General features: G+C 74.4%; 9 protein-coding genes. 4 read left to right on the top strand and 5 right to left on the bottom strand.

Features of this window, described 5'->3' with window-relative positions; all coding sequences use genetic code 11:
- Nucleotides 1-101 precede the first annotated feature (101 nt).
- The 5 genes from OG435_RS00900 to OG435_RS00880 all read right to left on the bottom strand — a co-directional run bounded on the left by OG435_RS00900 (nt 102) and on the right by OG435_RS00880 (nt 20715).
- A complete protein-coding gene (locus tag OG435_RS00900) occupies nt 102-353 on the bottom strand; it encodes a hypothetical protein (RefSeq protein WP_266874792.1) in 252 nt (83 codons plus the stop codon).
- A gap of 169 nt (nt 354-522) precedes the next feature.
- Nucleotides 523-1866 carry an MFS transporter gene (locus OG435_RS00895; protein ID WP_266874791.1) on the bottom strand — a complete coding sequence of 448 codons (1344 nt, stop codon included), beginning with the start codon at nt 1864-1866 and terminating at the stop codon, nt 523-525.
- Nucleotides 1867-1952: 86 nt separating this feature from the next.
- On the bottom strand, nt 1953-2153 hold the full coding sequence (locus OG435_RS00890; RefSeq protein WP_266874790.1) for an MbtH family protein: 201 nt from the start codon (nt 2151-2153) through the stop codon (nt 1953-1955).
- A 74-nt stretch (nt 2154-2227) separates the two neighbouring features.
- Nucleotides 2228-12817: an amino acid adenylation domain-containing protein gene (locus OG435_RS00885; RefSeq protein ID WP_266874789.1), complete on the bottom strand. Its 10590-nt coding sequence runs from the start codon at nt 12815-12817 to the stop codon at nt 2228-2230.
- On the bottom strand, nt 12814-20715 hold the full coding sequence (locus OG435_RS00880) for a non-ribosomal peptide synthetase (RefSeq protein ID WP_266874788.1): 7902 nt from the start codon (nt 20713-20715) through the stop codon (nt 12814-12816). Before OG435_RS00880 ends, OG435_RS00885 begins: the two co-directional genes overlap by 4 nt.
- A 680-nt stretch (nt 20716-21395) precedes the next feature.
- Between OG435_RS00880 and OG435_RS00875 the strand changes: the two genes are divergently transcribed.
- The 4 genes from OG435_RS00875 to OG435_RS00860 all read left to right on the top strand — a co-directional run bounded on the left by OG435_RS00875 (nt 21396) and on the right by OG435_RS00860 (nt 23336).
- A complete protein-coding gene (locus OG435_RS00875; RefSeq protein ID WP_323187766.1) occupies nt 21396-21494 on the top strand; it encodes an excalibur calcium-binding domain-containing protein in 99 nt (32 codons plus the stop codon).
- A 227-nt stretch (nt 21495-21721) separates the two neighbouring features.
- Complete coding sequence (locus tag OG435_RS00870; protein WP_266874787.1) at nt 21722-21898, top strand: hypothetical protein; 177 nt, start codon at nt 21722-21724, stop codon at nt 21896-21898.
- 209 nt (nt 21899-22107) lie between these two features.
- Nucleotides 22108-22422: a hypothetical protein gene (locus OG435_RS00865; protein WP_266874786.1), complete on the top strand. Its 315-nt coding sequence runs from the start codon at nt 22108-22110 to the stop codon at nt 22420-22422.
- Between the two features lie 608 nt (nt 22423-23030).
- Complete coding sequence (locus tag OG435_RS00860) at nt 23031-23336, top strand: transposase (RefSeq protein WP_266874782.1); 306 nt, start codon at nt 23031-23033, stop codon at nt 23334-23336.
- The last annotated feature ends 15 nt before the right edge of the window (nt 23337-23351 follow it).

Raw genomic sequence — 23351 nt, 5'->3', positions numbered from 1 at the left:
CGGGCCAGGGGGAGCGGGACGAAAAGGCAAAGGGTGGAGGGAGGATCGCGACGCGATCCTCCCTCCACCCTTTGCCGGCAGGCCCTGACGGGCTGTCCGGGTCAGCCGCCCCAGGAGCTGTCGGCCGTGTCGCGGCCCCGTTGGCCGAGCGCGCCGGTGTTGACCGTGAACACCCGGCCGTCGGGCGTCACGATCTGGTGCGTCGGCGGGGTCGTGGTGCTGTTCTCCCCTCCGGTGGCGGTCGTCGCGGTGGTCGTGGCCGGGGTGTCGTCGGCGGCCTGCGCGACGCCGGCCGCAGGCAGCAGCAGGGCGGAGGCGGCCACGGACAGGGCGATGACAAAACGCTTGAGCATGGGATCCCCAGGAAGGCGAGCGGTCTGGTGTGCGCGCGGACTGCTTCGTGGGCCGTCCGCGCCGGTCGGTGCAGGACCAACCTTGCCGTGCCCGGGGCGCTTTGGCGGTGGGTCCGACAGCTCATCAAGCTGCCTGGCCCGATGGTGAGGGGCCGCAAAAGCGGACCAATTAGGCCTGTTCGGTCACGATTCCGGCTACCAGCGCGGCCGGCGAGCTGCTCCGGCTCCCGGCCGGTCCCTCCGCGAGCTCCGAAGTCCGGGCGGAGCCGCGGGCGTCGAGCTCCCGCCACACCGGGAAGACCAGCGGCGCCAGGGTGACCGCGAGGTACAGCGCTCCCGTACCCAGCAGGGCCGCCACCAGCCCCGAGGCGTCGAGGACCAGGCCCGCACCCAGCATCCCCAGCGGGGTCGCCGCCAGCGCGGCGGCCACCAGCAGGCCGAACACCCGCCCCCGCACCTCCTCGGGCACCCGCTCGTAGGCCACCGACATCATCAGTGGCCCCACCACCCCCGACCCGATCCCGGACAGGGCCAGCGCCGCCAGCAGCACCGGCACCCGCGGCTCGGCCGCCAGAGCCGCGCAGCGCACCGCCCCGACCAGGACGAACGCCCCGACGAAGACCGCGCGCCGCGGCATCCGGTGGCCCGCCCAGCCGTACAGGGCCGCCCCGAGCAGAGCGCCCGCGCCCATGGCGGTGATCATCGCCCCGAACAGGGCGCTGCTGCGCAGCACCTGGGTTCCGTAGGCCGGGTAGAGGACCCCGTTGAGCGCCCCGTCCAGGGCGTTGGTCAGCATCAGGACCCCCACCATCGCCCCCAGCAGCCGGTCCCGGCGCAACTGCGCCAGCCCGAACCGCAGTTCCCCGGCGTACGAGCCGTCCGGCGCGCCGCCGGCCGGCCGGGCCCGCGCGATTATCGGGACCAGGGCCGCCACGAGCAGGGCGCACAGCGCCATCGCCGCCATGTCCGCGTACAAGGTGCGTACCGGGCCGACCGTCGAGATGAGCAGACCGGCCAGCGGCGCCCCCGCCATCATGCCGATCCGGCGGGCTCCCTCCACGCATCCGGTGGCCCGCTCCGCCGTCACCCCGGCGCGTTCCATCGCATCGGGCAGCAGCAGTTGCTTGGCGGTGTCGGACGGCCCGCGGGCGGCCCCCACCAGGAAGACCAGGACGATCAGGACGGGCAGGGACAGCGCGTCCCAGGAGTGCAGGAGCGGGATCAGGCTGATCGCCGCGGCCGTCAGCAGGTCCGCCCCCACGCTCGTCGCGCGTACGGGCAGCCGGTCGACCACCGGACCCGCGAGCACGGCGGAACACAGCAGGCCCAGCACCTCGGCCGTGGCGACGAGCCCCGTCCGGGTGCCGCTGCCGGTGCTGTGCAGGACGAACCACGGCACGGCGACCAGGGTCGCGGCCATGCCGAGCGAGGAGATTCCGGAGGCCGCCACCAGGGCGGCCAACGGGGTGGGGCGGCGCGACGATGCGGAGCCGCCCGGGTACGAGCCGGTCATACGGGGTTCCTTCCGGCACCGCCGTACCGCTCCGGCGGTCCGCGACGCGGACCGCCGGAGCGGCGTGGTGCCCGGGGATCGTCGGGTCAGCCGGCCAGGTTCATGCGCAGGCTCAGCGGGCGCATGTCGGTCCACACCCGCTCGATGTGCTCCAGGCACGCCTCCTTGGTGCCGGCCACGCCCTGGTCGTGCCAGCCCGGGGGGACGGACCGGCCGGCCTCCCAGAGGGAGTACTGCTCCTCGTCGTTGGCCACGACCAGGTACTGCTGCGGGGACGCGTCGTTCACGGTGTTCTCCAGGACGGATCGGTGGTGCGGAAGGGCGGATCGGTGGTGCGGAAGGGGAATCGGGCCGGGGTGGCTCAGCGGGGCAGGGCCGCGGCGAGCAGTTGGGCCAGGGTGGCGCAGTGCGGAGGGTCCACCAGGTCGTGGTGGTTGCCCGGGACCGCGGCCCGTACGACGGCGCCGTCGGTGCGGGGCCGCCAGGCCGCCGGGTCCACCAGCGGGGTCGCGAGCTCGGGGTGGCGCTCGTCGACCGTGAACAGGTGCAGGTCGACACCGAGGACGGCGTCGGTGCGGTAGGCGGCGGAGGCCGTGCCGTTCGCCTTGGCGACCCGCAGGAGCCTGCGCAGGGCCTCCGTCGGGGACGTACGCGGAAGGGTGCCCTCCGCGCGGCCGCGGCGCACCAGGACGTCGAGCAGTTCCTCCTCGTCCAGTTCGCGCGCCGAGCCGGCGTCGAGGCCCGCCGCGATGCCGTACCGCAGCAGGTCCGGATCGCCCGGCCCCGCGGCGGCGGACCGGCTGCCGGCCGTGGCGCCCGGCGCCGCCGCGTCGATCAGCCCGAGGAAGGCCACCTCCTCACCTGCGGCCTCCAGCCGGGCGGCCATCTCGTAGGCCACCGTCCCGCCGAACGACCAGCCGGCGAGGAGGTACGGGCCCTGCGGCTGCTCCTCGCGGAGGGCGGCCAGGTAGCGCTCGGCCATCTCCCGCACCCGCTCCAGCGGGGTCTCGCCGGTGTTGTACCCCACGGACTCCAGGCCGAGGACCCGCCGGTCGCCCCCGGGACGGGCGGACAGCTCCCGCACCAGATCCCGGTAGCAGACGACGTCGCCGCCCCGCGGGTGGACCAGGACCAGCGGCGGCCTGGACGGGGCCCCGTCGGCGAGCGGGACCAGCAGCCGGGCCGCGGCCGCCCCCGCCTCCGGCAGCGCCTCGCAGAGCAGCTCGACGGTGCGCCGACGGAAGACCATGTTCAGCGGCAGATCCACCCCGAACTCCCGGCGCACGGCGGCCATCAGGGCGAAGGCCTTGAGCGAGTGGCCGCCGAGTGCGAAGAAGTCGTCGCGCACCCCGATGGGGGACGTGCCCAGGGTCTGCTCCCACAATCGCGCCATCCGCAGCTCGGTGGTGTCGCGCGGGGCGATCCGCCCCGCGCCCCCGCCGCGCACCGCGTCCGCTGAAGGAGCGGGCAGCGCCTTGCGGTCGAGCTTGCCGTTCGGGGTGAGCGGGAGGCGCTCCAGCGCCGTGAGGACGGCCGGCACCATGTACTCGGGCAGGTCCCGGCGCAGGAAGCCGCCGAGCTCCCGGACCTCGCCCGCTCCGTCCCGCCAGGTCACGTAGCCGGCGAGCACGGCGTCCACTCCGGTGCCGTGGACGGCCACGGCCGCCGCCGCCACCCGCGGGTGGCGGGCGAGCGCGGACTCGATCTCGCCGAGTTCCATCCGGTGGCCGCGCACCTTCACCTGGCCGTCGGCCCGGCCGCGGTACTCCAGTCCGCCGTCCGCGAGGCGCCGTACGAGGTCACCGGTGCGGTACAGCCGCTCGCCCGCCGCGTACGGGTCGGGTACGAACCGGGCCGCGGTCAGTGCCGGCCGCCCGTGGTAGCCGCGGGCCACCCCGTCGCCGCCGATGTAGAGCTCGCCGAACACGCCGACCGGCACCGGCCGCAGGTGCGCGTCCAGTACGTGCAGGCGGGTGTTGGCGAGCGCCGAGCCGATGGGCACCGGCCCGTCACCGACCGGCCCGGACAGCAGGTGGGCCGTGGACCAGACGGTGGTCTCCGTCGGTCCGTACACGTTGCGGACCGTGCCCAGCGCCGTGCGCATCCGCTCGGCCAGGGCCGGCGGCAGCGCCTCGCCGCCGCACAGGGCCCGTACGCGGGGCGCCTGCCAGCCGGACTCCATCAGCTGGTGCCAGGTCGCCGGGGTGGCCTGGACGACCGTGACCGGTGCCGCGTCCAGCTCCTTCGCGAGGAGGGCGCCGTCCCGGGCGGTCTCCCGGTCGACGACCCGTACGGTCGCTCCGCACGCGAGCGGGACCAGCAGTTCCAGCACGGCGATGTCGAAGGAGGCGGTGGTGACGGCCGCGACCGTGTCGCCGGCCGTCAGCTCCAGCCTGCGCACCATGTCCCGGGTGAAGTTGGCCAGCGCCCGGTGCGGGACGGTGACCCCCTTCGGGCGTCCCGTGGAACCCGAGGTGTACAGGGTGTAGGCCAGTTGCTCCGGCTCCGGGGCCCGCTCGGGCCGCGCCGGTTCGAGCTCGGCGCCCGCGGGGGCCGCGGCCCCGGTCAGAGCGTCCAGGTCCAGCACGGTGACCCCGTCCGGCGCCTCGGCGGGGCCGGCCAGACCCGAGACCACCAGCACCCGGGCACCGCTGTCCGTGATCATGTAGGCGATCCGGTCGCCCGGATAGCCGGGGTCCACGGGCACGTACATGCCGCCGGAACGCAGCACGCCCAGCAGCGCCGCCGGCAGCAGCACGGAGCGCTCCGCGCATACGGCCACCGCCGTCTCCGGACCCACACCCAGGCGGGCCAGCTCCCGGGCCAGCAGGCCCGACGTCTCCCACAACCCGGCGTACGTGAGGGTCAGTTCGCCGTCGTCCACGGCGACGGCCCCCGGCGTACGCAGGGCCTGCTCGCCGACGAGCAGGGGGAGCGAGGGGAGGGCCCGGCCGGCGGCCGGCCCGGCGGCTCCGCCGCCCGCTTCCAGGAGTCGGGCCTCCCCGGCCGCGTCCATCAGGGGCAGGGCGCCCAACGGGGTGGCGGGATCGGCCACCGCGGCCGTGAGCAGCTCGGCCAGCGCCGAGGTCATCCGCTCGACGCTCGCCCGGTCGAAGAGGTCGGTGGCGAACACGGCCTCGCCGCGCAGTGCCCCCTGCTCCTCGACGAAGTACAGCGACAGGTCGAACTTCGAAGCGCCGCTGGCCAGCGAGAGCGGTTCCACGTCCAGGCCGGGCAGGGCGGGCGGCTTCGAGGCCTCCTCGTCGAGCACCAGCATCACCTGGAACAGCGGGTTGCGGCTCAGATCGCGCTCCGGCCGCACCTCCTCCACCAGGCGCTCGAACGGCACCTCCTGGTGGGCGTACGCACCCAGGGCCGTCTCACGGGCCCGGTCCAGCAGCTCGCCGAAGCCGGGATCGCCGGACAGGTCGGTGCGCAGCACCAGGCTGTTGACGAAGAAGCCGATGAGCGGCTCCAGTTCGGTACGGTCGCGCCCGGCGATGGGGGAGCCCACGGCCACGTCCTCGCCGCCCGACCAGCGGGCCAGGAGCGCCTGGAAGCCTGCCAGCAGCACCATGAACAGGGTCGCGTCGTGCCGCCGGCCCAGCTCGCGCAGGTCCCGCAGCAGCGGCTCGGGCAGTTCGAAGGAGAACTGTTCGCCGCGCCCGGACGGGGTGGCCGGCCGGGGCCGGTCGGTGGGCAGGTCCAGCGGGGCGAGCCCGTCGAGCCGGCCGCGCCAGTACTCCAGGGTCTCCGCGAGGGCGTCACCGCTCAGCCGTTCACGTTGCCAGGACGCGAAATCGCGGTAGGAGACGGCGAGTTGCGGCAGCGGCTTGGCTCCGTCGAGGGTACGGGCCCGGTAGGCGGCGGAGAACTCCCGCCAGAACACGCCCACCGACCAGCCGTCGAAGGCGATGTGGTGCGCGACGATCACCAACAGGTGCTCCTGCGGGGCGATGCGCACCAGCCGGGCCCGCAGCGGGCCCGCCGCGGCCAGGTCGAAGGGCAGCGCGGCGTCCTGAACCGCCAGCTCCCGCGCCCGCTCCCCGGCCACCGCCGCACCCAGCTCCGACAGGTCGGTGAACAGTGGGGTGAACATCGAGGCCGGACCGGGCACGACACGGGCCGCGAACACCCCCTCGGCGCCGCTCCCTTCGGTCTCCTTGCTCTCTTCGCTCTCTTCGCTCTCTTCGCTCTCTTCGATCCGCGAACGCAGCACCTCGTGCCGGGTGACAACGTCCTCCAGCGCGGCCAGCGCCGCGGCGCGGTCCAGCTCCCCGGTCAACCGCACGGCGCCGGGCATGTTGTAGTCGGGCCGGCCCGGCTGGAGCCGGTCCAGCAGCCACAGCCGCTGCTGCCCGAAGGACAGCGGGCCCGGCCCCACGGGCAGCGCCGGGATCACCGGCTCCGAGGCGTGCGCCGCACCCAGCGAGGCCAGCGCCCGGGCCAGGTCCTCGGCCACCGGGTGCCGGAAGAGCAGCTGCACGGGGATGTCCAGCTCCAGCAGGGCGCGCAGCCGGGAGACGACCCGGGTGGCGCGCAGGGAGTGCCCGCCGCGCTCGAAGAAGTGGTCGCGGACCCCGATGGAGCCCACCCCGAGCACCTCCTCCCAGACCTCGACGACCGTCCGCTCCAGCGCGGTGCGCGGGGCGACGTGCACGCGGTGGCCGCCGGCCGTGCCGGGCTCCGGCGCGGGCAGCGCCCTGCGGTCGGTCTTCCCGTTCGGCGTCAGCGGCAGCGCGTCCAGCACCACCAGCGCGGCCGGCACCATCGCGGCCGGCAGGGCGGCGCGTACGAAGTCCAGTACGGCGGCCGGATCGCCGGTGCCCTCCCGCCAGACGACGTACGCGGCGAGCGTCAGGTCGGCGCCCTCGCCGTGCGCGGCGGCCACGGCCCGGGCGACGTCCGGGTGGCGCAGCAGGGCGGCCTCGACCTCACCGAGTTCGATGCGGTGACCCCGGACCTTGACCTGGTTGTCCCGGCGGCCGTGGAACTCCAGCACCCCGTCGGAGCGCAGCCGCGCCAGGTCACCGGTGCGGTACATGCGCGCGCCGGGCGGCCCGTACGGGTCCGGCGGGTACGACTCGGCGGTGCGGGCCGGATCGCCGAGGTAGCCGCGGGTCACCCCGCGTCCGGCGATGAAGAGTTCACCGATCGCGCCCCGCGGCAGCGGTTCGAGGCGTTCGCCGAGCACGAGCACGCGGGCTCCGGGCAGCGGCCGCCCGATGGGGATGCGGCCCGCCTCGATGTCGGCGTCCGTCACCTCGTGGTAGGTGGTGGTGTTGGTGCACTCCGTCGGACCGTACTGGTTGACCAGCCGCAGTCGACCGGGCGTGCCCAGGGTGCGCGCGGCCCGGGCCGGCCCCGGCGTCAGCGCCTCACCGGTGGTCATCACCAGCCGCAGGGCCGGCGACGGCCCCTCTCCCGCGGCCACGGCGCCGATCAGCGGCTCCAGCATCGACGGGACGATCGACAGCAGCGCCGTCACGCCCTCGGCGTGCAGCAGCCGGGCCAGGGCGTCCGGATCCCCGGCCTCGTCCTGGGAGGCGAGGACGATCCGGCCGCCGGAGGTCAGCGGGGCGAACAGGTCCCGGACCGACGGGTCGAAGGTCAGCGCCGTACGGGCGAGCACCGCGTCCTCGGGCCCGAGACCGAAGGTGGAGGTCAGCGCCGCCAGATAGCCGGTGATCGCGGCGTGCGTGACGGCCACGCCCTTGGGGCGGCCAGTGGACCCGGAGGTGTACAGCAGGTAGGCGAGGTGGGCGGGGGAGGCCGCGGCGGGCGGCGCCGTGGCGGGCAGTGCGTCCACCCGGTGCTGCTCGGCATCCAGGTCCAGGACCGGCACGGCGCCGGCGAGGTCCGCGGCCAGCCCGCCGGGCAGGCCCGCCGTCAGTACCAGGTGGGCGCCGCTGTCGGCCAGGACCGTGCGGACCCGCTCGGCCGGGTGCCCCCCGTCGAGCGGCAGGTAGGCGCCGCCGGCCTTCAGGACCGCGAGGACACAGACCAGCATGCGCAGGTCGCGGCCGGCCAGCACGGCCACCGTGGTCTCGGGGCCGGTCCCGAGCTGCCGCAGCCGGTGGGCCAGCCGGTTGGCGGCCGCGTCGAGCTCCGCGTAGCTGGTGGTGCGGCCCGCGCAGGTCACGGCGGGGGCGTCCGGCCGCAGCCGGGCCTGTTCCGCCACCAGGGAGTGCAGGGTCCGGTCCGCCGGCCGGTCCGCGGGCGGCTCCGGCTCCTCCCCGAGCAGGGCGGCGTGCTCCTGCGGGGACAGGACGTCCAGCCGGGACAGCGGTGCGTCGGGCTCCTTGGCGGCGCCGGCCAGCAGGCGCAGGTAGTGCGCGCCGAACCGCTCGACCGTGGCCCGGTCGAAGAGGTCCGTCGCGTACTGCACCGTGCCGGTCAGACCGCCGGGGTGTTCCGTCATCGCCAGGCTGAGGTCGAACTTGGCCGTCGCGTTGGACGTGTCGAGGTCCTCGACCTCCACACCGTCCAGCGGTAGGGCGGCGAGCTGCTCGGGATGCAGCTGGAACAGCACTTCGAACAGCGGGTTGCGGCTGAGGTCGCGCTCCGGCCGCAGCTCCTCCACCAGCCGGTCGAAGGGGACGTCCTGGTGCTCGTACGCGGCGAGCGCGGTGCGGCGCACCCGGCACAGCAGTTCACCGAATGCCGGGTCGCCGGACAGGTCGGTGCGCAGGACGAGGGTGTTGACGAAGAAGCCGATGAGCGGCTCCAGTTCGGTGCGGTCACGGCCCGCGATGGGCGAACCCACCGCGATGTCGGCCTGGCCCGTATAGCGGGCCAGCAAAGCCTGGAAGCCCGCCAGCAGCACCATGAAGAGGGTGGCGCCCCGCTCACGGGCCAGCACGCCGAGCCGCCCGGCGAGTTCGGCCGGGACCTCGAAGACGAAGGAGTCGCCCGCACCGGAGCGCACCTGCGGCCGCGGCCGGTCGGTGGGCAGCTCCAGGGCCGGGAGCCCGGCCAGCGCCTCGCGCCAGTGGGCGATCCCCGCGCCGGCTTCGCCGTTCGCCAGCCTGTTCTGCTGCCAGAACGCGAAGTCCCCGTACTGGAGGCTCAGTTCCGGCAGCGTGGGACGCTCACCGCGGCGCAGCGCCGCGTAGGCACCGGACAGCTCCCGCCACAGCACCGGCATCGACCAGCCGTCGCCGACCGTGTGGTGCAGGACCAGGACGAGCAGGTGCTCGTCGTCCGCGACCCGCACCACCCGGGCCCGCAGTAGGGGAGCGGAGCCCAGGTCGAAGGGGGCGGCGGCATCCGCGTGGGCCAGGCCGAGCGCCCGTGAACGGGCCTCCTCCGCGGGCAGGTCGCCCAGGTCGGTGCGGACGGGGACGAAGACCTCCGGCGCTTCCACGGTCTGTACGGGACCTCGCGGGCCCTCGGTGATCCGGGAGCGCAGCACCTCGTGCCGGGTCACCACCGTGCTCAGCGCGGCGGTCAGCGCGTCGGCGTCCAGCGGGCCCCGCAGCCGGGCCGTGACGGGGATGTTGTAGTCGGGGCGGCCGGGCTGGAGCTGGTCCAGGAACCACAGGCGCTGCTGGGCGAAGGACAGCGGCGCGGGTTCCCCGTCGGGCCGGGCGCCGATCGCCGTGACGGTGGCCCGGGCCGGGCCGGCCGCCTCCGCGCGCAAGGCGTCCAGCGCCGAGGCGAACCGTTCCAGCGTCGGGTGCTCGAAGAGCAGCCGCAGCGGCACCCCGGTACCCAGGCGGGCACCGAGCCGCGACACGGCGCGGGTGGCCCGCAGGGAGTGCCCGCCGAGCGCGAAGAAGTCGTCGTGGCGGCCGATCCGCTCGGTACCCAGCACCTCGCACCACACCGACGCGGCGAGTTCCTCCGCCGGCGTCGCGGGCGGGGCGAACTCGGCCCGGCGCACTCCCTCCTCGGGCGGAGCGGGCAGCGCGCGCCGGTCCAGTTTGCCGTTCGGCGTGACCGGCAGCGCGTCGAGCGGCACGATCGCCGAGGGCAGCATGTACGCGGGCAGCCGTGCGGCGAGCGCCCGGTGCAGCTCGGCCGGTTCGGCCCGCTGCCCCTCCGCGGGCACCACGTAGGCGACGAGCCGCTGCTCGCCGGGGACGTCCTCGCGGACCACGACCGCGGCGTGCCCGACCTGCGGGCAGCGGGTCAGCTGGGCCTCTATCTCGCCCGGCTCGATCCGATGGCCGCGGATCTTGACCTGCTGGTCGCTCCGGCCCAGGTAGTCGACGGCCCCGTCGGGGCGCCGCCGGGCGAGGTCGCCCGTCCGGTACATCCGGGCGCCCGGGACGCCGTAGGGGTCGGGGGTGAACTGCCCCGCGGTCAGGCCGGGCCGGTCCAGGTAGCCGCGGGCCACTCCGGTGCCGCCGATGCACAGCTCGCCCACGGCGCCCTGCGGCACCGGGCGACCGCGCTCGTCCAGGACGTAGAGGCGGGTGTCGTCCAGTGCGGTGCCGATGGGGATCCGGCCGTCCACGACGGCTCCGGCGCGCGGGTCCAGCCGGTGCCGCGTGGCGAAGACCGTCGTCTCGGTGGGCCCGTAGACGTTGACGAGGACGGTCTCGGGTGCCTGCTCCAGGGCCCGGGCGAAGGAGTGCGGGGAGGCGGCCTCACCGCCTGTCCACACCTCCCGCACGTGCGTCAGGAGCTCCACGCACTCCTCGACCACCAGGTTGAAGAGGGCGGCCGTGAGGAACAGCGAGGTGATCCGGTGCTCCTGCACCAGCCGGGTCAGGGCCGCGGTGTCCACCCGGCCGGGCGGCGCCAGGACCACCTGCCCGCCGGAGAGCAGCGGCACCCACAATTCGTAGGTCGAGGCGTCGAACGAGAGCGGGGAGTGCGCCAGCACCCGGCGGTGCGCGGCGCCGAAGGAGGCGTCCCGGGCGAGCGCCGCGACGTTGGCGTGCGTGACGCCGATGCCCTTCGGCTCGCCCGTGGAACCGGAGGTGTACATCACGTACGCCAACTGGTCCGGCGAGCAGGACGGGTACGGACCCGGCGCGGCGGCCCGGGCCCCGTCCACCGGGGCCCCGTCCACCGGGGCCGCCGCGTCGAGCACCGGCACCGGCGAGGTACGGACGGCCTCGTGGCCGGCCGTCGCCGCGTCGGCGAGCAGCAGGCGGGCGCCGGTCCGCTCCAGTATCCAGTGCAGCCGTGTGACGGGGAATCCCTCGCCGAGGGGCACGTAGAGCCCGCCGGCCTTCAGGACGGCCAGGATCGCTACCGGGAGGTGGACCGAGCGCTCCATCAGCAGGGCCACCGGCGATTCGCGCACCACCCCGGCGGCGGCCAGCCGGGCCGCCAACTCATCCGACCGGCGGTCGAGTTCGGCGAAGCTCAGGCGGTCGGTGCCGCAGACCACGGCCTCGGCAGCGGGGGCGCGCCGGGCCTGTTCGGCGAACAGCTCGACCAGGGTGGCCGGGGCGAGGTCGGGGCGGGCCGCGCCGTGGCCCTCGGCGACGAGCCGGGCCGCGGTCGGGGCGGAGGGCAGCAGCTCGGCCAGCGGCCGGTCGGGCTCCTCGGCGGCGGAGGCGAGCAGCTCCAGGTAGTGGCCGAGCACGAGTTCGGCGGTGGCCCGGTCGAACAGGTCGGTGTCGAAGACGAGCGAGCCGGAGCAGGTCTCGGCGCCCTCGGAGACGAAGATGCCGAGGTCGAAGAGGGATCCGCCGAAGTCGCTCCGCACGACCTGTGCGTCCAGGCCCGGCAGCCGCAGCCCGGCGGTCTCGTCCGGCGCCGACGCGAACATCACCTGCACGAGCGGGTTGCGGTCGCCGACGCGCTCGGGGTTCAGGTGCTCCACAAGCCGGTCGAAGGGCACCTCCTGGTGGTCGTACGCGTCCACCGTCGCCCGGCGGACCCGGCCGAGCAGCTCGCGGAACCCCACATCGCCCGACAGGTCGGCGCGCAGCACCACGGTGTTGACGAAGAACCCGACGAGGGGCTCCAGCTCCACCCGGTCGCGCCCGGCGACCGGAGTGCCGACGGCGATGTCGGTGCGGCCGGAGAAGCGGGCCAGGGTGGCCTGGAAGCCGGCCAGCAGGGTCATGAACAGGGTGGCGCCGCTGCTCTCGGCGATCCCGCGCAGCCGTGCGGTGAGCCGGGCGTCGAGGGCGAAGTCCAGGCTCGCGCCATCGCCGCTGCGGCGGGTGGGCCGGGGCCGGTCCGCGGGCAGTTCGAGGGGCTCCAGCCCCGCGAGGGACTTCTCCCACCAGCGCAGCTGCCCGTTCATCGCACCGCTCGCGAACCGCTCGCGCTGGGTACGGGCGTACGCCTGGTAGTCGAGGGGGAGCGGCGCCCGCGGGACCGGCCGGTCCGCGAGCAGGGCCGCGTAGCCCTCGGAGAGCTCCTGCCAGAGCAGTCCCATGGACCAGCCGTCGGTCGCGATGTGGTGGACCACCAGCACCAGCAGGTGGTCCTCGGCGCCGAGCCGGATCAGCAGGGCGCGCAGCAGCGGGCCCGTCGCCAGGTCGAAGGGTCTGCGGACCTCCTCCCGGGCCAGGGCGCGGGCCCGCTCCTCCAGTCCGGCGAGGGGGGGCTCGCCCAGATCGAGCACCGGCAGCGGGAAGGCCTCCGGTGCGGGCAGGACCACGGGGTGCGGGGCGCCGTCGCGCTCCTCGAAGACGGTGCGCAGCGGTGCGTGGCGGGCTACGACGGCGGTCAGGCTCCGGCGCAGCAGGTCCGGCCGGAGGGGGCCGCGCAGCCGGACGACCTCGGGGATCGCATAGCCGGGGGTGCCGTTACTCATCCGGTCCACCAGCCACATCCGCTCCTGGGCGAAGGAGGCGACGGGTGCGACGGGTGTGACGGGTGCGAGGCCGTGGCCGTCGGTGCCCGTGATGGGGGACGCGGCGGTCACCGGGCCGGCCGCCGAATCGTCCAGCGCCGCGCGCACACGGCGCCGCAGCAGCTCGCGGGCGGCGGCCAGCCGGCTGTCGACGCCGGCGGGAAGGCTCTCCTGGGTGGTCACGAGGTCTCTCCCTGAAGTACGAGTGAAGGAACGCCGTCGATGGCGTCGACGGTGGCGGTCTGTGCGTCGAACGGGCCGGCTTCGGCCTCAAGTGCGGCCAGCAGCACCGTCTCGACGGCGGTGGCGAGGGCGGCGACGGTCCGCTGTTCGAAGAGGGTGTGCAGGGGCAGATCGAGCCCGAGGGACTGGCGCAGCCGGGCCGCCACCCGGGTCGCGCTCAGCGAGTGCCCCCCGAGGGCGAAGAAGTCGTCGTGGCGGCCGATCCGCGGCGCGTCCAGTACGGAGGCCCACACCATGGCGACCAGTTCCTCGGTCTCCCCGGCGGGCGGCTCGTACCCGGTGGCGGCGGTCTCCGCGGCGGGCTCCGGCAGCGCCCTGCGGTCGAGCTTGCCGTTCGCCGTGACGGGCAGCGCGTCCACGACCACCAGCAGCGGCACCATGTACTCCGGCAGGGAGCGCGCCAGTTCGGCGCGCATCGCCTCCGGGCCCAGGGACCGGGCCCGTCCCGGTTCCCGGCCCGGGTCCGGTTCCGGGGCGGCCCCGGCCTCCGGGACGACGTACCCGACGAGCCTGCGCTCGCCCGGGACGTCCTCGCGGACGACCACCGCGGCGCGTCCCACCCCGTGAAGCCGGCACAGTGCCGTCTCGATCTCGCCGAGCTCGATCCGGAAGCCGTGGATCTTGACCTGGTCGTCGGTGCGGCCGAGGTATTCCACGGAACCGTCGGCCCGGTGCCGGGCCAGGTCACCGGTGCGGTACATGCGCGAACCCGGCGGGCCGAACGGATCGAGGGGGAAGCGCTCCGCGGTCAGCGCCGGGCGGCGCAGGTAGCCGCGGGCCAGTCCCGCGCCCGCGAGGTACAGCTCGCCCGCCACGCCCACCGGGACGGGCCGCCCCCGCGGATCGAGCACGCGCAGCGAGGTGTTCCAGATCGGCCGGCCGATCGGCACGGGCCCGGTTTCCTCGCGGAGGCAGTCCCAGTGCGTGACGTCCACGGCCGCCTCGGTGGGTCCGTACAGGTTGTGCAGGGGAACGTCGACCACGTCGAGGAATCGGTTCTTCAGCTCTTCCGGCAGGGCCTCGCCACTGCACACGACCCGCCGCAGCGACCGGCAGCGGCCGGCCTGCGGGTCCTCCACGAACGCCGCCAGCATGGACGGCACGAAGTGGACGGTGGTGATCACCTCCTCTTGGATCACCCGGGTGAGGTAGGCGGGGTCCTTGTGTCCGCCGGGCTCCGCGACGACCAGGGCCGCACCGGTCAGCAGCGGCCAGAAGAACTCCCACACCGACACGTCGAAACCGAACGGGGTCTTCTGGAGCACCCGGTCGTCCGCGCCCAGCCGGTACCGGTCCTGCATCCACAGCAGCCGGTTGACGATCGCCGCGTGCTCGACGACGACGGCCTTGGGCCGCCCCGTCGACCCGGACGTGTAGATCACGTACGCGGGGTGCGCGGGAAGCGGCGCCCGCAGCCGCGCACCGCGGCCCCCGCCGTGGACGGCCCCCGGATCGAGCCGCGGCAGGTTCGCGGCGGCCGGCAGCGCGGCCGCCACGGTGTCGTCGGCGAGCAGCAGGACGGGCTCGGCGTCGGACAGCAGGTACGCGATCCGGTCCGCCGGCAGCGAGGGGTCCACCGGAAGGTAGGCCGCCCCGGACTTCAGCACGGCCAGCAGCGAGACCACCATCTCGGTGGAGCGGTGCAGGGCGACCGCGACGATCCGCTCCGGACCGGCGCCCCGGTCGCACAGCTCCCGCGCCAGCCGCTCGGCGCGGGCGTCGAGCTCCGCGTACGTCAGGCGCTCGCCGCGGAAGACGGTCGCCGGGGCGTCCGGCGTCCGGGCCACCTGCTGTGCGAACAGCTCCACCAGCGTGGTGTGGGGGACGGGCACGGCTGTGCCGTTCCACTCCCGGATCAGCCGGTGCTGCTCCGCGGAGAGCAGGTCCACCTCCCCGACCGGGGTGGAGGGGGCATCGGCGACGGCCGTCAGCAGCCGCTCCAGCGCCTCGCCCAGACTGCGCGCCGTCCGCGCGTCGAGGATGTCCGTACGGTGGTCCAGGTGCAGCCGCAGCCGCTCCCCGGGCAGGACGATGAGGTTGACCGTGTAGTGGGTGGCGTCCGAACCCTCCACCCCAATCAGTCGCGGCCCGCCGGCCAGGTCCCGCATCGATTCCAGGTCGAGCGGATAGTTCTCGACGACGACGGTCGTGTCGAAGAGGGTGCCCAGCCCGACTGCGCGCTGGATGCCGGCCAGTCCGGCGTGCTGGTGGTCCATCAGGTCCGCCTGCTCGTCCTGGAACCGGGCGAGCGCGGCCAGCAGCGGCTCGTCCTCCCGGATTCGGAACCGCACGGGCAGCGTGTTGATCAGCAGCCCGACCATCTCCTCGATGCCCGCGACGTCCGCGGTGCGCCCGGAAACGGTCCCGCCGAACACCACGTCGTCCCGCCCGGTCACCCGGCCCAGCAGCACCGCCCACAGGCCCTGGACGACGCTGTTGAGGGTGATCCCCGCGGTACGGGCCCGTGCGGTGAGCCGCGCGGTCAGTTCCGCCGACAGCTCCACCGCGGCCCGCTCGGGCAGGGCGTCGATCCGGTGGGGGTCGGCCGCGCCCAGCAGCGTCGGCTCCGCCAGACCGGCCAGCGCGCCGCTCCAGGCCGCCTCGGCGGCGCGGTGGTCCTGGCGGGCCAGCCAGTCCAGGTGGGAGCGGTACGCGGCCCCTTCCGCGACGGGGCCGCTCTCCCCGGGCCCGTTCCCCCCGGCGTGCGCGGTGCATTCGGCGTATCCCGCGAGCAGTTCGCGCAGGAGGACCGCCGAGGACCAGCCGTCCCACAGGATGTGGTGGTTCGTCATGACCAGCCGGTGCTCGTCGGTGCCGAACCGGACCAGGGTGAAGCGCACCAGTGGGGGCCGCTCGAGGTCGAAGCTGCGGGCCCGGTCGGCCGCCAGCAGCCGCTCCCACTCCCGCTGCCCGTCCGGGGATCCGAGTCCGCCGAGGTTCACCGTCTCCCAGGGCGCCTCCACGGATTCGAGGACGACCTGCACCGGGCGGTCCAGCCCCTGGTCGGTGAAGGCGGAGCGCAGTGCACTGTGGCGGCGCAGTAGTCCGTCGCACGCCGTCCGCAGGGTGCGCTCGTCGACGGGGCCCTCAAGAGTGAGGACGAGCTGGCCGGTGTAGGCGTCCAGCGCGCCCGTGTCGAAGGCGGAGTGGAAGAAGAGGCCCTCCTGGAGCGGTGAGAGCGGCAGTACGTCGACGAGCCCGGCGTGGCGTGCGGACAGGGCGTCCGTCTCAGGCTGCGTCAGCCGGACCAGCGGCAGGTCCCGGGGGGTGAGGCGGCGGGGCCGGGCGGCTCCCGTCCAGGCGGCCAGCAGGCGCAGCGCCTCCCCCCAGGCCGCCACCAGGGCGTCCGCCTCGGCGTCGGTCAGCAGGGCCCGAGGATGGGTGACGGCCGCGGTGAATGTGGGACCGTCGGCGCCGTCCACGGCCAGGGCGTCGATCTGTACGGCGTGCTCGACGGGCATCGCCGGGTCCACGTCGGCCCGCAGTCCGCCCGCCTCGGGGGCGGGGCTCCAAGGCGCCTCGTCACCGCCGGAGAACCGGCCGAGGTAGTTGAACAGGACCCGGGGGCGCGGGAGTGCGGACAGTTCCGGGGCGGTCCGCGGATTGAGGCGACTCAGCAGGCCGAAGCCCGTGCCGTGGTCCGGTACGGAAGCGACCACCGTGTGGATCCGGGCGACCAGCTCGGCGAGCGCCTCGCCGCCCCGGGCCGCCGCGTCCAGGTCAAGGCCGTCCAGATCGAAGCGGACCGGGTACTGAGTGGTGAACCAGCCCACGGTCTGCGCCAGGTCGTGGCGGCCGGTGCGGTCGCCACGGCCGTGGCCCTCCAGGTCGACCAGCAGCGGCCCGGCCGCGCTCCCGGGGGACCGGAGGCGGTGGGCCGCGAGGACCAGCCCGGCGAGGAGTACCTCGGCCGGCCCGGTGCGCAGCGCGCCGGGCACCCCGGCCAGCAGCGGGCCGGCGACCTCGCGCGGCAGGTCGAGCGTCAGCGTGCGGGCGGTGCCCGCGGTGTCCCTCACCGGGTCGGGGACCCGGTTCCACGGCGCCTCGGGGTCCGCCCCCGCCCCAAGAGCCGCCAGCGTCGAGCGCCAGAAGGGGAGTTCGGCGAGCACCTGCGGGTCCTGCGCCATGAGGTCGAGGTGCTGGGCCCAGACGCGGAACGACACCTCCCCGTCGGCGGCCGGCAGCGGCCGCCCGGCCACGGCGGCCTCCCAGGCGTCGGCCAGGTCCGCCGTCAGGATCCGCCAGGACACCCCGTCCACGGCCAGGTGGTGCACGCACAGCAGCAGCCGGTCCGGTCCGGCACCACCGGCGTCGAAGCGCACCGCCCGCAGCATCACCGAGGCCGCGGGGTCCAGTTGCCCGGCCGCCTCCCGCGCCGCCTCGGCCATGGCGTCGGCGCGGGCGGCCGCGTCCTGCCCCGCCACGGCCACGGTGCGGTACAGCCGGGACACGTCGACCGAACCGGGCTCGCCGACCGTGCACAGCGGTCCCTCGGAACCGGCGGCCACGCCGAGGCGCAGCGCCGCGTGCCGGTCCACGACCGACTGCAGGACCCGTACGAGCGTCGCGTCGTCCGCGTGCCCGGGCAGGGCCAGCACCATGGACTGGCTGAAGCGCCCGATGGGGCCCGGTCCGTCCAGCAGCCAGCGCATGACCGGCGTCGCCGGCAGCGGACCGCACGCGTCAGGGGCCGGAGCGGCGGACGGGGACGTACCGTTGGCCGGCTCACCCACGGCCGCGGCGAGGGCGCCCGCCGTCTTGTGCGCGAACACGTCGCGCAAGGTGAAGGAGAAGCCGCGCGCCCGCGCCCGGCTGGTCAGGGTGAGGGCGGTGATGCTGTCACCGCCGAGCTCGAAGAAGTTGTCGTCGGGAGCGGCGGTGACGCCGAGGGCCTCGGAGAATAGCGCCGCGAGGGCCACCTCGACGGCCCCGTACGTGCGCTGCGGGCGCTCCGGACGCGCCGCGGCCTGCGGTACGTGGAGCCGCGCGCGGTCCACCTTGCCGCCCGGGGTGAGCGGCAGCCGGTCCACGGCGACGATGGTGCGGGGCACCATGTAGCCGGGCAGGACCCGGCCCAATTCCGCCGCCAATTGCTCTGGTTCGGGCGCCGGACCGTCCTGCGGCGGTGCCACGAAGGCGACCAGCCGCCGGGCGGCGCCGGCCGGCGCGTGCACGATCACCGCGGCCTGACCGACCGAGGGCTGCCGGCCGAGCACGGCCTCGATCTCGCCCAGCTCGATCCGGTGGCCGTTGATCTTGACCTGACGGTCCACCCGACCGAGGAACTCCAGTTCGCCGCGCGCCGACCAGCGCACGAGGTCGCCCGTCCGGTACATCCGCGTACCGGGAACACCGGAGAACGGATCGGGCACGAACCGTTCGGCCGTCATGGCCGCGCGCCCCGCGTACCCCTGGGCGAGCCCCGCACCGGCCACGCACAGCTCGCCGGTCGCCCCCGGCGGCAGCAGCCGCAGGTCCCGGTCCACCACGTACGCCCGGTGGCGGGCCATCGGCCGCCCGATCGGCGGGGTCCGGCCGTGCGAGGGCGGAACCACCCGGTGCATGGTGACGGACACGGCCGCCTCGGTGGGCCCGTAGGCGTTCCAGACCTCGCGGCCGTCCACCGCCCAGCGGTCGACGGCATCCCCGGACGGGGCCTCGCCGCCCGTGGACAGGAAACGCAGCTCGGCAAGGGAGGCCGGGTCCAGCAGCGGCAGGAGCGCCGGCGGGAGGTCGGCGACCGTCACCGCGTGCTCGGCGAGCAGAGCCTGGAGGCGGTCGACGTCGACCCGCTCGGCGTCGGTGGCGAGCACCAGGGTGGAACCGCTCAGCAGGGAGCCGAAGACGTCCAGGACCGACACGTCGAAGGACACCGAGGCGAAGCCGAGGAACCGCTCCGTACGCCCGGCTCCCGCTGCCGCCGCGGATCCGGCGTGTTCGCCCGCACCGCACAGCGCGAGGTGGCCGCGTACGAAGTCGACGGCCGCCGCGTGCGGGACGAGGACGCCCTTCGGCTCGCCCGTACTGCCCGAGGTGTACAGCAGGTAGGCGGCGGAGGCCGACGGCACGGCCGTACCCCCGCGGCCACCGCGGACCGGGTCGTCCACCGCTCCCGCGAGGACCACGGACGGCAGGTCCTGCGGCAGCCGGTCACGAGTCCCGGCCCCGGCGACGACCGTACACAGCCCCGCGTCGCGCACGACGTACGCGATCCGCTCCGGCGGCAGGCCGGGATCGAGCGGTACGTAGCAGCCGCCGGCCTTCAGGACTCCGAGCAGGGCCGCGACCATCGCGGGGGAGCGCTCCACGCACACACCGACGGGGGTGCCCGGCTCCACGGCCGGCCGCAGCCGGTCCGCGATGTCCGAAGCCCAGGCGTCGAGTTCGCGGTAGGTGACCTCCTCGCCGGCGCAGACCACGGCGACCGACCCGGGTGCCCGCGCCGCCGCCTCCTCGAACAGCGTGTGCAGCAGCCCGCCGGGCGGAGCGGGGTCGCCGCCCCCCTCGGCGAGACCGGCGAGGCGCTCCGTGTCCTCGGCGGTCAGGAAGGGCAGCGAGCCGACCGGGGCCTCGTCATCGGCCGCGGCGAGCGCGACCAGGAACCGGGTGAACCGCACGCGCAGCGCGTCGAGTTCGTCAGCGCCGATATCGGCGACGTCGCCCTCGGCCTGCACGGTCAACGGGCTGTCGCCGCCACGGTCGTAGACGTTCAGGGAGACGTGCTCGACGGGTCCGACCGCGAGGTTGTGCGCCGACGCGGGCGCGCCGGCGAAGGACAACTCGTAGTCGAAGGACATGAGGTTGACCGCTGCGTCCCACGACCGTGGCCCGGTCCCGGTGTACTCCTCGATCCGGTACCGCTGGTGGCGCAGGGCTTCCTTGATGCCGGCGGAGGTGTTCCGTACCAGTGCGCCGACCGTGGTGTCCCCGGTCACCGTCAGCCGCAACGGCAGGACCTTGGAGAACATGCCGGGCGTCCGGCGGGCGTCGTGGGTGGTGCGGCCGGTGACCGGCAGGCCGAGGACCACGTCATCGGTGCTGCCGGCACGGTGCAGGTGGGCGGCGGCCGCGGCCATCACCAGCGCCGACCAGCGAGTCCCGTGCCGACGCGCGGCCTCGCGCAGGGTGCGGGCGTCGGCGGGGTCGAGCTCGCCGCTCACCCGCACCGTGGTACCGGACGCCGGCGCCGGGGCGCTCCCGGTAAAGGAAACGGGCTCGGGGGCGCCCTCCAGCCGGGCCCGCCAGAACTCCCGGTCCGCCGCGCACCGCTCGGAGCGAGCGTACTCCTCCTCATCGGCCACGATCCGCTCCCACGGGGTGCTGCCGGGGGCCGGTACGGGCTCTCCCGCGACCAGCGCCGAGTACACCTCGGACGTGCGCCGCGCGAGGATCGAGCCGGTGACCCCGTCGGCCACGAGGTGGTGGTAGCCCTGCATCCAGCGGTAGACCTGCGGACCGGTCCGCACGAGCAGCTGACGGCACACGTCCCCGTTCGCCAGGTCCGTCGGCCGGCCCAGCTCGGCGCGCATCAGCCGCTCGGACTCAGCGTCCGGATCGGGGTGAGCGCTCACGTCCACCGTGTCCATCCGCAGCGGCGGAGGCCCGGCCGGTATCTGGTGCACCACCCCGTCCACCTCGGCGAACCGCACGCACAGTGTCTCGGTCTGGGCCACCACGGTGCGCACCGCCTCGGAGAGCAGAGCCGGATCCACCGCCCCGCGGATCTCCAGGTACTCGCCGATGGTGTAGTCGATGCGGGTGGGGTCGAGCTGCTGCGCGAACCAGACGCCGTTCTGCGGCGTGGTCAGGGGCAGCGGCCCGTGGTCGTGAGTGGCCATGCGGTGGTCAGTCTCCTCAGTCGGATCGGTCGATCAACGACGACGTGACGCCACTTTCCGCGACGGCCGCAGGGTCGCGAAAGTCCCACTAATACGCCTCTTGACGAGCCCCGATCCACCCGGAAAAGTCCCCGGTACCGCATTCGCGTGACCACTTCACCGCCCCACCTCCGCGGCTGACGACGCCCTCTACGGGGACAAGAACGCGGTGTCCGGATCCCCCGAAAACGTCGTCATCGCGCTCGACTTCGCCGGCTCGGCCGAGCCCCCGGCCCGTGACTGGTGGCCCCAGGTGCCTTGCATCAGCCGCGTTCTTCGCCGCCTTCTGTCGGCGTGCTGGATCCGGGTCCGATCAGCGAGGCCGCAGGGGCAGGAATGACCGGCGCCCGGCCCGGCTGGTGATCACTCCAGCAGGTTCACGGGGTGCTCGAACAGGCCGGGGAAGGCGGGCCGCGCGCCGTGGTGATGCGCGGAGCGAGCCGGGGTGGTCTATCCCACAGCTGGGGCGTCGTCAGGAGCGTGAGCGGTCGCCGCTGCGAAGGCTGCCTGGAGACGATGACGGCAGGCGTAGATCCCGGCCGATCCACCTGCCGTCTCCAGGCCGTCTTCAGGCAGCGGGGCCTTCCGGGAGCTTGGGCTCCGTGGGCGGGGATGGTGGCAGCGTCCACTACCAGAACTGCATGGCTGTCCGGGATGCTGGCGCGGCGCCGATCCGGCGTGGCGATGCCGGGTACGGCTCACACCTCGACCGGGACGGCGACGGCGTGGCCTGCGAGTGACGACCCGCTGACCGCCCACCCTCTGCCCGGCCGTCTGTCCAGCCTGCGTCCGGCCGACTGCAGGGCGCGTTGTTGTCCGAAGGAGCGGCGCAGCGTCCGGCCGCTGAAAGGGGGTCTGGGAAAATTTTGGCGCACACCCGCCAGTAAGCGGGCAGACCGCTTGCGGATTTGATAGTTCTGGCCTGAGCCGGCGGACCGGTTGTGCCGTCGGGATAGGGGTGAGGGCCGTGCGCGAGGCTGCCCGTCCGCGGGTTGTTGTCTGCCCGCACTGCAAGGCCACGGACCGGGACGGCGACGCGAGGACGCTGTTCGCTGCCGGCGGTGTGCTGTCGGTGACCTGGCACGTCCGCGGATGTCCGCACTTGGCTGCCGACCAGATCCTCGCCGAGGCGCCCGGCCGGTGACCGGCCTGACGAAGCGACTGCGCCTGCAGCCGGATCACGCTGCCGGCTCCCAGCCATACCCGGGGCCCGGCGCATCAGTCGTGTGGCCGAGGGCTGGGTCGACTTGAGCAACATGTCCAAGGCCGAGTCGGCTGCGTTTCCGCATTGATCTCTCTCCAGTGAGCAGAAGCGATGGAACGACCCGTGTACCCCTTTGGAGGGCGAAGACGATGGCAGACGACACGCAGACGGGGAATGTCTCCTCGGACGGCATTCCCGCGGGCGAGCAGATCATCGCCGCGCTGGACAGGCTTCCCGCACCCATGGTGGTGGCCCTGAAGCAGTTGATGCTCTCGTTCGGTTTCCCGGCGTCGGGCACTGTCAACGAGATGCCTCCCGGGGTTGCCCCCGCGCTGACCGCCATCGCGGACGCGTTCTACGGAAGCACCTCGGGCGGGCGGGCGGGTTCGCCGGCTGGGGGAACTCCGGCCTTCCCCAGCACGCCCCCGCTGCCTCCGCCCCCTCCCGGTGTGATCACCGGCTAGACGCAGCGGAGGGATCAGACGCGTTCGCTGCCGGACCGTCTTGGACGCTGGACCCTAAATCCCTCTGTAAGGACGGCCGGGGCGGCGGCCACCCCGGCCGACGCGCGAAGGAGGACCCGGGCGGGCTCCGCCGATCAGCGTGCCAGTCCGGCGTCCGCGGACACGATGGCCACGCTGCGACTACGGCTCGGCGGACACAGCGATCCCCGCTCGCCACCCGAACACCCTGCCGTGGGCGAGGGCGTGACCCCTCGAGTGCCGACATCCGCCGGGTTAGCGGGGTAGGAGACTCGTGTGCCGGCGAGCGGGGCCGTTGGGACTGGTTTGGCGACACACCCTGGACCATGTGCTCTGGCCCGAACAGGCGACGGCGCCCGTACTGCCGGGCCGGTGGATAGCGTCTGCTCATGTACAGAGAAATGGACGGATCACGTGCGTCCTCCGGTCGTCCCTGTCGCCCGGCGTCCCACGGCATCGATCGCCACATCCACATGACGAAGAGCCTCCCGACCTTCGGAAAGGCCGGTGACCATGCCCATGAAGTTCCCCCTCTGAGCTGGACAGCCTGATACTGGGACGGACAGTCCCGGAGGAAGCAGTCCCAGGTAGTGAGCAAGAAGAGCAACACGAGCAAGCGGTACACGGCCGAGTTCAAGCGCGACGCGGTGGCCCTGGTGCACTCGTCGGGCAAGACGGTCACCGAGGTCGCCCGGGAGATTGGCGTGAGCCCCGAGGGACTGCGTAACTGGGTCAACCAGGACAAGACCGACCGCGGCCAGGGGCCGGCGGGCGCGCTGACCACGGCCGAGCGCGAGGAGCTGGCGCGCCTGCGCCGCAAGGTCCGCGAGATGGAACAGACCATCGAGGTACTGGGAAAAGCGACCGCCTTCTTCGCGAACCGCAAGACGAAGTAGACGCAGCCACGCGCT

Origin of the sequence: Streptomyces sp. NBC_01264 (assembly GCF_026340675.1) — a bacterium.
Lineage (GTDB): Bacteria > Actinomycetota > Actinomycetes > Streptomycetales > Streptomycetaceae > Streptomyces.
The sequence above is the reverse complement of the archived record's forward strand: the minus strand, read 5'-3'. Positions and strand labels throughout refer to the sequence as shown.

Coding starts and splice junctions, on each gene's coding strand:
- OG435_RS00900 (WP_266874792.1), bottom strand. CDS start 353: ATGCTCAAGCGTTTTGTCATCGCCCTGTCCGTGGCCGCCTCCGCCCTG.
- OG435_RS00895 (WP_266874791.1), bottom strand. CDS start 1,866: ATGACCGGCTCGTACCCGGGCGGCTCCGCATCGTCGCGCCGCCCCACC.
- OG435_RS00880 (WP_266874788.1), bottom strand. CDS start 20,715: ATGGCCACTCACGACCACGGGCCGCTGCCCCTGACCACGCCGCAGAAC.
- OG435_RS00875 (WP_323187766.1), top strand. CDS start 21,396: ATGGCTGTCCGGGATGCTGGCGCGGCGCCGATCCGGCGTGGCGATGCC.
- OG435_RS00865 (WP_266874786.1), top strand. CDS start 22,108: ATGGCAGACGACACGCAGACGGGGAATGTCTCCTCGGACGGCATTCCC.